Here is an 8,771-nt window from a genome sequence, read left to right on the forward strand (position 1 = left end):
GTGCCGGGTCGGCTGGGCCTTGTGAGTGTGCAGCTGTTGGAGGGGTGCTGGTCTGCATTAAAGCGTGAGTCTGGCCTCTAGAACCCCGCTCCAACCCCTACTGAGCCCAGCGGTAGTCAAGCCTTTGCAACGCCCACGCCCAGTTGATGCGTTCCTGTTCCAAACGCACATTGCTACCCAGCCGGTCCGACACTAAATCGTCGTACAGGGCTCGCTCCGTTGGGGTTAAATTCTCCAAATACGCATTCGTCGGTGCAGGCTCAGAACCCCACAATTTGCGGTGCGCTTCCAGGGTGTCTTCATCCATTAACACTGATTCAGCTTGCGGCAGCTGTGTTCGCACCCCGTGCAGAATGCTGAATCCGTGTGTATCCACATCGCCCCAATACAACACATCCGATCCCGCAAAAAAAGCGAGTGTTTGGCTGCGCTGACTCTCAAAACCCTTGCCCCACACCACGGCCCCATCGGCGGGTACGGGAACCGTGAGGAACGTAATTTCGTTCTCCACAATCAGGGCGATGTCCGGTACAAAACCAAAATCGGACATCTGATCCGCTCGAAGAGTGAACTCATCCACACCGGGTACCGGGGAACGCACAGGGTCTACCCGCATGCGCACATACGCAGGCTTTGTCGCCAAGCCCAATGCCTGCTCAAACTTGCCCTTAGTGGCAGTCACCCCGAGCATTTCCGCCAACGGTCGTCGGTTGGACTCCACGAACTTCGTATCCACCCCGGCCGCATCCACCTGCCGCAAATAGCGGTCTGAACCCCGCACCGTATCCAACCACTCGTACGCTGCCAACACCTGCGGCCACTCCGCTGCCAACCGCAGCGCCTCCAGTGGACGGCGCAAAACCCATTGCCAGGGAGCCCCCAACTGCCACTTTTTCGTCACCGACAACAACTCATCAAAGGTGGCAACATCCCGGCCGACCGACAGAAGCTCCCAAGCCTGATCGAACCGACTGAACACGGCCCTGTGAGGGACCGAGTTCGCACCTACCGCACCCCGACCCCCAACAGACTTAAGTTCGAGGTCGTAGTGAGCTCCACCTCGTGAATCGTGGGAAAGGTCAGAAGACCAGGCACGCCATTCGTCCCAGCGGGAGGCGAGCTCAGCGGAAGTGGGCCCGCCCAGGGGCACTGTGATTACCGGGAAGTCCTCACCCAGGGCGTAGGCGCGCAGCAGCGACCCGTCTTTCCAGCGGCGCTGCACCGCGGTGCGGATGTCTTGCGGGGTTTTCCAAGCGCGGACTCGACTCACACCGAACCCCCGGGCTTCGTACCACCGGGCTTCGAGCCGCCACCGGAGTCGGCCATGTTGTTGTAGTACTGCTCGATGGTCATGGTCAGCAGCCGAGAATTATCGCCGCCTACGTTGTCGACGAAGCCGATGCTCTTGACGTACGGGGCGATGATGTGGACCTTCTGCAGCGGCGTGACAATCAGCAGCTGCAGGCCCAGTTTGCGGAACAGGTCCAAGGCATAGCGGGTCGAAGAATCCGAACCTCGGCCAAAAGCCTCATCAATCACGGCAAAGCGGAAGTCCTTCGACTTCGCAGCACCCCACTTCAGGTCGAATTGGTAGGCAAGCGAAGCGGCGAGGATCGTGTACGCCAGTTTTTCCTTCTGCCCTCCGGACTTGCCGTCAGAATCGCGGAAGTGCTCCCATTCCTCATCAGTTTCATGATCGCGCTCGGATGCTGAGAACGTAAACCAATTGCGCACGTCGGTAACACGGGCCGTCCATGTCTTGTCGGCGTCTGTGTGACCCTCGCGGCCCTTGAATCGCTCGATGATCGCCCGCACATCCTGGAAACGCTGCTCGGAGTACAGGGAGGAATCGTCGTTGTCGCTGACTTCGGCGGTAACATCACGCAGATCACTGCGGAACTTGCGCACATCCTGGTTGATGGTGGCGGACTTCTCCAGACGAATGTAGCGGCCTTCATTGAAGTCCACGGCTGACAGGGCCTCGTTGATCTTGCCGATTCGCACGTCCATTTCGTCCGCCTGCCGGCGGAGCCAACTGGAAAAACCAGCAATTTCGCGAATCGCGTTGGTGTTCAGCTGCTCCTTAAACTCCGTTTTGAACCGCGGGAGGTCGTCATTTTTCACCCGTGAGTGGAATTCGCGGTAGGCATTGCGCGCGTCCACGCTGACATCCATTTCCGTGGTTTCTGCAGGGAACTGTTCGCGCACATTGCCCATCTGCGTCAGCAGCGTTGTGGTGTGGCCGTTGATCTTCTCCTGCGCCGATTCAATGTCCTTCGCAATCGCACTGACTGTCGAGGCTTGGAGCTCGTCTGCCTGTTCAACGGACGCGATGTGCTTAGGCACCCGGGCCTGGAGATCCTCGAAGGATTCTTGGGCTCTCTCGAAAGTGCCTGCTGCGAGGATTTCACGGTCACGTTCTAGCGCTGAACGCTCCTGGTCCAAGCGCATTTCGAGGGTCGTTGCATTCCGGGCAACATCATCTAGCGCGGCCTCGTTTTCCTTAATCTGCTGTTCCACGAACTCAAAGCTGCGAGTGATCTCCGCCAGCTCTGAGGAACCGTTCTCCAGACGCTCAATCTCAGCTTCAGCAGCTTGCACACGGGCGCGAGCTGATTCCCAATCGACTTCATCCCACGAGTCAAAGTCCAGAACCGCACGCAGAGCTTCGGACTGAGTTTGGACTTCTGCCTGCCTGGTCTTAAGCCGTTCCCGCGTCTCATTCAGCTGCGACTGACGTTGGTACTGTTCTTGGATTTCACGAAGCAGAGCTTCTTGTTTGCGCTCGCTGACCCGACCCAAGACCCAAGCGCGTGGATCGTCAACACGACGCCGGTCGTCTTTTTCGTGACGGTCGCGCGAACGCACTTGGCCCTCACGCGTGACCGCGCGCTGCGCTCCGCGAAATTCCTCAACGGTGTTCGCACACAGGTGGTCAGCGCGGGACTCTACCTCGCTCTTCAAATAGGTGCGGAAGGGCGAATCCTCGATCTCGATCGTGTCCGCAAGTCGCAGCCCAGCCGAAGGTTTGCGCTGCAGCGGCACGTGCCGATCCGGTACACGTTCATACACCAGACGCACACCCTTGGTGCGGCCACCGCGACCCGAGGTCTGCAAACGGGTTCTGTTCACCCATTCGGCAACCGCGGGGTAGTGTGCCTGCGGAACCAACATCGACAAGGCGAAGTTGCTAAGCACACGTTCAGCGGCGCCTCGCCATTCTTCGAACTCCTCGGCAACATCCAGAAGCTCACCCGCAAAGGGGAGCTCGTCTTCAGCAATTCCGGTGGCAGTACTGAGCTGTTCACGGATATCCAGCAGGTTGCTGGGCAGGTTGTTCCGGCGGGCGGCCAGACTATTCAGTTCGCGTTTGGTTTCGCGTTCATGCTCGGTGAGCAGCAGCTTTTCGGCTTCGATGGCCGAACGTTTCTTATCAAGTTCGGTGGCCTCTGGCTCCAGCACCGCCCGTCGGTCTTGAGCCTTGCCGGGCATCTGGTTGAAATCAGCCTGCGTTCTAACCTCAGCCAAGCCTGCATTCTGCAGTTTTACCTGCAGACGTTGGTTTCGAGCGTGGCGCTCCTTTTGCTGTTCACGCGCAGACGCAGCCTTGTGCCGCAGGGTCTCCAGGCGCTCGCCACCAGCCGAGGCACGCGCCGCGATGAGATTGTCACGTTCAGCAGACAGCTTGTCGCGGGTTTCCCGCTTCGCCGCCAACTGCTGGTTGACGGTGGTGAGATCAGCTTCCAACTGCTCGATACTGGCAGTTCGCAGCGTCGCGCGTATGTCGGAAAAGAACACGTCCACAGCGTCGCGCTGCTTAGCAAAATTGTCTTTCTTGGCAACCACGGCGTCGTATTTATCCGCGTTTTCCACCAGAGGGGTCAGCAACTCCAATTGTTCCTGGGCTCGCTGCACGGCCTGGTATGCGTTTTCAAGATCATCGAAGTGGTCGATGATCTGCCGGATCCGACCACCAGCGTCGGTGGGCTCGAGCATATGTGTGCGCACAAACTCGTTGAGATCCCCCACGGCCTTCATTGACACCGTCTGCTGGAACAAGTCCATGGCCTGCTCTGACCGGATGCTCAGAAGCCTGCGCATGCGGCGGGCGTAGCTCGGGAAAGTGTCGTCAACAGCGACGTCTTTCTTCCGCAGATTGCGCAGCAGGTCGTTGATATCGGTGCCGAAGCCTGAAAAGTCATCCAGGATAGTCAGCCGCTTGGGTGCTGAGAAGAACCGTCGCCACGGCTGGCCCGTTGAATCGCGCTGTTGGAACACCTGGGCCAGGGTCACAGTTTCGCCGTATCCCTCGTTGGTGAAGCTCCCCAGAATCACCGAATACGCATTGTGACCGCGCAGCGCAACTGGGCGAGACGTGCCGGTTTGTTCGTCGCGCTCAGATTTGTAGTGGCCCTCAACGTAGCTGCGCAAACTGCGCTCACGCCTACCGGCACCTGCGGCCTTGTTGTATTCAATCGTGTGCGAAGGCAACAGCAAGGTGCTTACAGCATCGACAATCGTCGACTTTCCACTGCCGATATCACCTGTCAGCAGCGCCGTTTCACCATTCGGGTACAAGTAGCTGACGTGGTTGTCGAACGTACCCCAGTTGCACAGTTCAATCCGTTCAAGTCTGTAGCCAGGTTTGCCCGTCGCCTCAACTTCAACTGCGGAGAACAGACCTTCGCTCATTGTCCACCCTGGTTCAGTACGGACTTATATTCGTCCAGCTTCTGCGCAAAATCAGACAGCGTCTGCGCATCGACGTAGGCCTTCAGAATTCGGCGGACTTCCCAGACATCGTTTTCACCGCGCAATTTGCGCAGAAAACCGAGCTTCTCGATCCTGCCTATGCTCTGGTCGATGTTGTTGATGATCCGGGCTTCGTCAGAAGAGTCAGCCAGAAAGACCCGGAGCGAATCAACGACGTCATCCCGATCCACCGCCAGGCGGCCCTGATCACCGTGGGATTCAAATTCCACCAAGCGCCTGCGCAGCAACACTAGCAGCAGGGAATCGTTGTAGGGAAGTTTGCGGCGTGTGATCAAACGGGGGAGTGGTTCTTCACCCTCCCGTTCTTCCTGCATGCGCAGATAGGCGTAGCCCTCGTTTTCATCGACCACAACATCCAGGCCGATGGTGTTGAAATGATCGCGCACTGGAGCGGGGTTCTTCATAAGCTCACGCCAGACGTCTTCTGCAGCTTCCTGGTACACCACACCGCGCATCAGGGCGATGATGCTGCGCGCCGCCGCTGTTTCCTCGGGAGTTCTCATGGCTGCAGTGTCCTCAAGATCTGGTCACCTTAATCTGTGCAAGCCGCACCTGGTACGTGAGTTCGTCAGCCTGGGCTTCAATGGTCGATTCAACATCGTCGTTGATATTCACCTGAACATCCTCAGCCGGCAGGGACAGATAGCCGATGAGTTCGCTCACGCCCTGTTCTATCGGGTACATCTGCACAATGTCGTCCAGCAGCGCCGATTCGCCCTGCGGGATGATCGCGGCCAGCTGGCTCAAGAGTTTCGTCTGGTCAACAAAGACCTGCGACGTAAGCGCAGTGGTGTCGACGTTTTCGGCCTCGCTGGGTTGTAGGAGACTGTCGACCTCGGCGGTTGGACGCACGTCATACAGTGGGCGTTCCAACGGCAAAGCAACATCAATGCCCGGGACATCGACTTCGATGCCGACGGGAGAGTCCTTCTTCGGCGCTTGCGCACGGACATCGACGGCATGGCGCTCGATGTCTTTTACCAGTTCCAGAACCCTGCGGTTTTCCACCCAGATTTGGTCATCCAGGAATCTGCGAAACTGTTCAGATATCTGGCGCACCGTCTGCTGAGTGCGCTCAGCGGCATCCGCCCAGTTGTGATGGATAGTGCGCAACCGGCTATCTGTCTGTATCTGGGCAAGTTCCGACACGCGGCCAAGCAGCTCCGACAGTTCTTCTTGTCTGGTCTCCGACAACAGCAGGTCATAAATCTGGTCTCCGACAACAGCAGGTCATAAAACGCCTGAAAGCTGCGGCCCTGATCCGAACTATCGATATTGGCCCTGGTCGACACCAGTTCATCCAACAGTTCGCCGCGGCTGCCCTGCCACGTGGCGATCCTTTCTCGAGCACTCCGATCCAACGAACGGAAGTTTTCCTCCACCTGTCGAAAGTCCGCCAACAGTTCCCTGGCGGTGGACGTGAACTGCTGATACCGATCCCTCAGCCTGGTGCCATCGAGCATGCCAAACTGCGGGTCCTGGTCAATCTGGCGAATCTCGCGGTCAATTGAATCGCGGCGCCGTTTGAGTTCCGCAATACGTTCCTCAGGATCTTCTTCCGAACCCATCGAGATCTGCCGCAGCAGCTCTACAATCGTCTGCAGCCTCGACTCGGTGGCCACAAACGGGCGCACCTGCAGGCCGAGCACCCACGAATACGCCTTCTCCAGCGCAGGCGTGGCGTCGTAGTGAAGCTCGTCAGAATCCACCGGGTAGAACCTGCGCAGCCAACCGGAATCGTCTGCCGCCCAATCCTCTAAATAATCCGTCGGGTCCTTGGGGTATGGCGCTGGTTCGTCAAGGCTGAAGGCCTGGTCATTCAGCCCGTAGAGCTCGTCATCCAGCGCACCCGCAAGTGTGCTGGCGGCCGTCGCCCCGTGGTTTTCCTCGATGAAATGCCGACCCAAGAACGACAAAATCAAGGGCGCGTTCTGCGCGCGCAGCAGCTTCCACGCGGGGTTCAGACGGCGCAGCCGGTCGATCTGTTCGGTATCCATAACGCTCCAAGGTTAGCCGGGAAATAAGGGGGATAACAAGGGATGAGGTGGCGGCTCCTCCCGGGGCCTCTCCGACCCGTTCTCACGCGGCTCGCCATAGTCTGTGGCCTAGCTGTAGTGACTCGGTGCCTGATGCGACGGTACCGATGGCGGAAACACCGCCGGCGACGCCGCCGTCGCCGACATCACCGCCACCCCCGAACGTAGCCCCGCAACAACCCGACTACGGTATCCCTGTTGACGCTGGACATTCGGTTGATGCTGAGCTTCCTGCTGAGGCCAGTATGCCGGCAATCTCGGCTGATCCAGTAGCTACGAATCAAGGATACGCCCCCGGTGCCCAGGCATCTCCCGAGGCGTATACCCAGCCTGCGGTAGCCAAGCCGATGTCCCGAAAGACGAAGCGGAACTTGTTGATCGTCTTGATTGCCGTCGTAGTGCTGGCGGGGCTCATCGTGGCGTTTTTCGTGACCCGCAGTGTGCTGGCTTCCAGTACCTTTGGGCCCGATAAGAAAGTGGAGGAATACTTGCAAGCCGTGGTAGACGGTGAAGCCTCGACCGCGGTGGAACTGGCCGACCCGAATGTGACTAATGATCGGCGAGGCCTGCTGAATGATGAAGTTTATGCGGCAGTCGAGAATCGTCCTACCGGATACCGCATCGGTGAGGTTGGTGAACAAGACGATGCTGGGAATGTCACGGTCGAAGCGTTTTTGACTCAGGACGGCCGGGAATATCCGATCACTGTGGAACTGACCGCCGAGGGTAACCAGGCAGTCCTCTTCGACGACTGGAGGATAACCTCTGCACCGTGGAGTTACGTCTACATGAGCCAGGGCCCCTCTACGCTGGAAGTTAACGGTGTAGAGACTGAGCTGTCACCTGCGACAGAAGGAACGGAGATTTCCGAGGGACCCAGCCCGGAGGACTCGGACTACTTTTCGGATGAACCCCAGGATGGTGATGTCGACGTCCCCAGCCTAGATGAACCAGGTATGATGCCGGCCCTCCCCGGTACCTATACTTTCCAGGCGCCTGAAGGTAGCACCTATGTCTTCTACGGTGATGATATTTCCATCACCGTCACTGCGGAGACATCAGATCCGACAGCCGCTGAAATCGTACACTTTGAACAGCAATACACCGATCAGCTGATCGAGGATGTGGTCGCTGACGTCGAATCCAGATTGGCTTCCTGCGTGACCAATGAGAACGTGATTGTGGTGCCTGAATGTGAGGCAGTTTCCTATGAGTCAACCATCTACGAGGCCACCCGCATTGTCTCGCGTAACTGGAGCGAAGGTCCCACGATCCGGTTGAACTCCGATAACGACTCAGGGTATAGCTTAGGCGATGATCAGGTTCCTGCCGAGGAGCTTACTGGCGACTTGTTTGTCACCGTCGACGCGGAGCTTGAGATCGAGTACGAATACCGTGATGAGGGTGACGAAGACTGGGAAGAGAGTTCCACCACCCTCAATCTATTCACCCCACTGAGTGTAACGGATGAGGCGCTTTCAGTTGTGGTGGATGGTGATTCCTTGAGTGTTGATTACTCTTCCTTGCGAGAGATGAACCCCTCGAATGTCAAGAGTGACACCTACAGTAACTATGATTCTCCCGCTGAGCCATCCAATGGTGAGGATGGGCCGGATGAGACATAGTAGTTCGACCTATCGGGGGAACGATCAGAAATGATTCCGGCAACGTATTCAGCAATCTGTCGTGACTATTGCTGAAAACGTCGGCCGAAGGTATCCGTTCACAGGAATAACGCGCGAATCGATTACTGCGCCTGCTGACGACAACAGGTTCATCGCATGTAGGGGCTCATCGTATTCGAGGGTGTGGGAGACGTCTGAAGCCTCCGGTTTCGTGGGGGGTGTCCCTATGGTGTTTGTCAAGCCGCGGTCGGGGTGCGGGGTTCGTATAGGGTGCCTGTTTTCATCATCGCGTACATGACGTTTAGTCGACGCCGGGCTAGGCACATGATCGCTGCGT

The 8,771-nt window shown here is 57.8% G+C and carries 5 protein-coding genes and 1 pseudogene; 1 reads left to right on the top strand and 5 read right to left on the bottom strand.

From position 1 onward, the window contains the following. Positions 1-97 precede the first annotated feature (97 nt). The 5 genes and pseudogenes from DCC24_RS11470 to DCC24_RS12425 all read right to left on the bottom strand — a co-directional run. Complete coding sequence (locus tag DCC24_RS11470) at positions 98-1,270, bottom strand: Wadjet anti-phage system protein JetD domain-containing protein (protein WP_110100040.1); 1,173 nt, start codon at positions 1,268-1,270, stop codon at positions 98-100. Then, entirely contained in the window at positions 1,267-4,692 is a 3,426-nt protein-coding gene (locus DCC24_RS11475) for an ATP-binding protein (RefSeq protein WP_110100041.1), read from the bottom strand. The genes DCC24_RS11470 and DCC24_RS11475 overlap by 4 nt, the downstream gene beginning before the upstream one ends. Continuing rightward, positions 4,689-5,276 (bottom strand): DUF4194 domain-containing protein, encoded by a 588-nt coding sequence (locus tag DCC24_RS11480; RefSeq protein ID WP_110100042.1) that lies wholly within the window; start codon positions 5,274-5,276, stop codon positions 4,689-4,691. Before DCC24_RS11480 ends, DCC24_RS11475 begins: the two co-directional genes overlap by 4 nt. Before the next feature lie 13 nt (positions 5,277-5,289). Continuing rightward, positions 5,290-5,922 (bottom strand): DUF3375 family protein, encoded by a 633-nt coding sequence (locus tag DCC24_RS12420; RefSeq protein WP_233492082.1) that lies wholly within the window; start codon positions 5,920-5,922, stop codon positions 5,290-5,292. Positions 5,923-6,041: 119 nt separating this feature from the next. Further along, positions 6,042-6,770: pseudogene (locus DCC24_RS12425) on the bottom strand (DUF3375 family protein); the annotation flags it as partial. Between the two features lie 146 nt (positions 6,771-6,916). On the opposite strand from DCC24_RS12425, the gene DCC24_RS11490 reads away from it, so the two are divergent. Beyond that, positions 6,917-8,434 (top strand): hypothetical protein, encoded by a 1,518-nt coding sequence (locus DCC24_RS11490; protein ID WP_146206326.1) that lies wholly within the window; start codon positions 6,917-6,919, stop codon positions 8,432-8,434. The last annotated feature ends 337 nt before the right edge of the window (positions 8,435-8,771 follow it).

It is taken from the genome of Auritidibacter sp. NML100628, assembly GCF_003185985.1.
Lineage (GTDB): Bacteria > Actinomycetota > Actinomycetes > Actinomycetales > Micrococcaceae > Auritidibacter > Auritidibacter ignavus.

Excerpts from the sequence above, each read along its gene's own strand:
- DCC24_RS11475 (WP_110100041.1), bottom strand. The coding sequence starts at position 4,692 with ATGAGCGAAGGTCTGTTCTCCGCAGTTGAAGTTGAGGCGACGGGCAAA.
- DCC24_RS11480 (WP_110100042.1), bottom strand. The coding sequence starts at position 5,276 with ATGAGAACTCCCGAGGAAACAGCGGCGGCGCGCAGCATCATCGCCCTG.
- DCC24_RS11490 (WP_146206326.1), top strand. The coding sequence starts at position 6,917 with ATGGCGGAAACACCGCCGGCGACGCCGCCGTCGCCGACATCACCGCCA.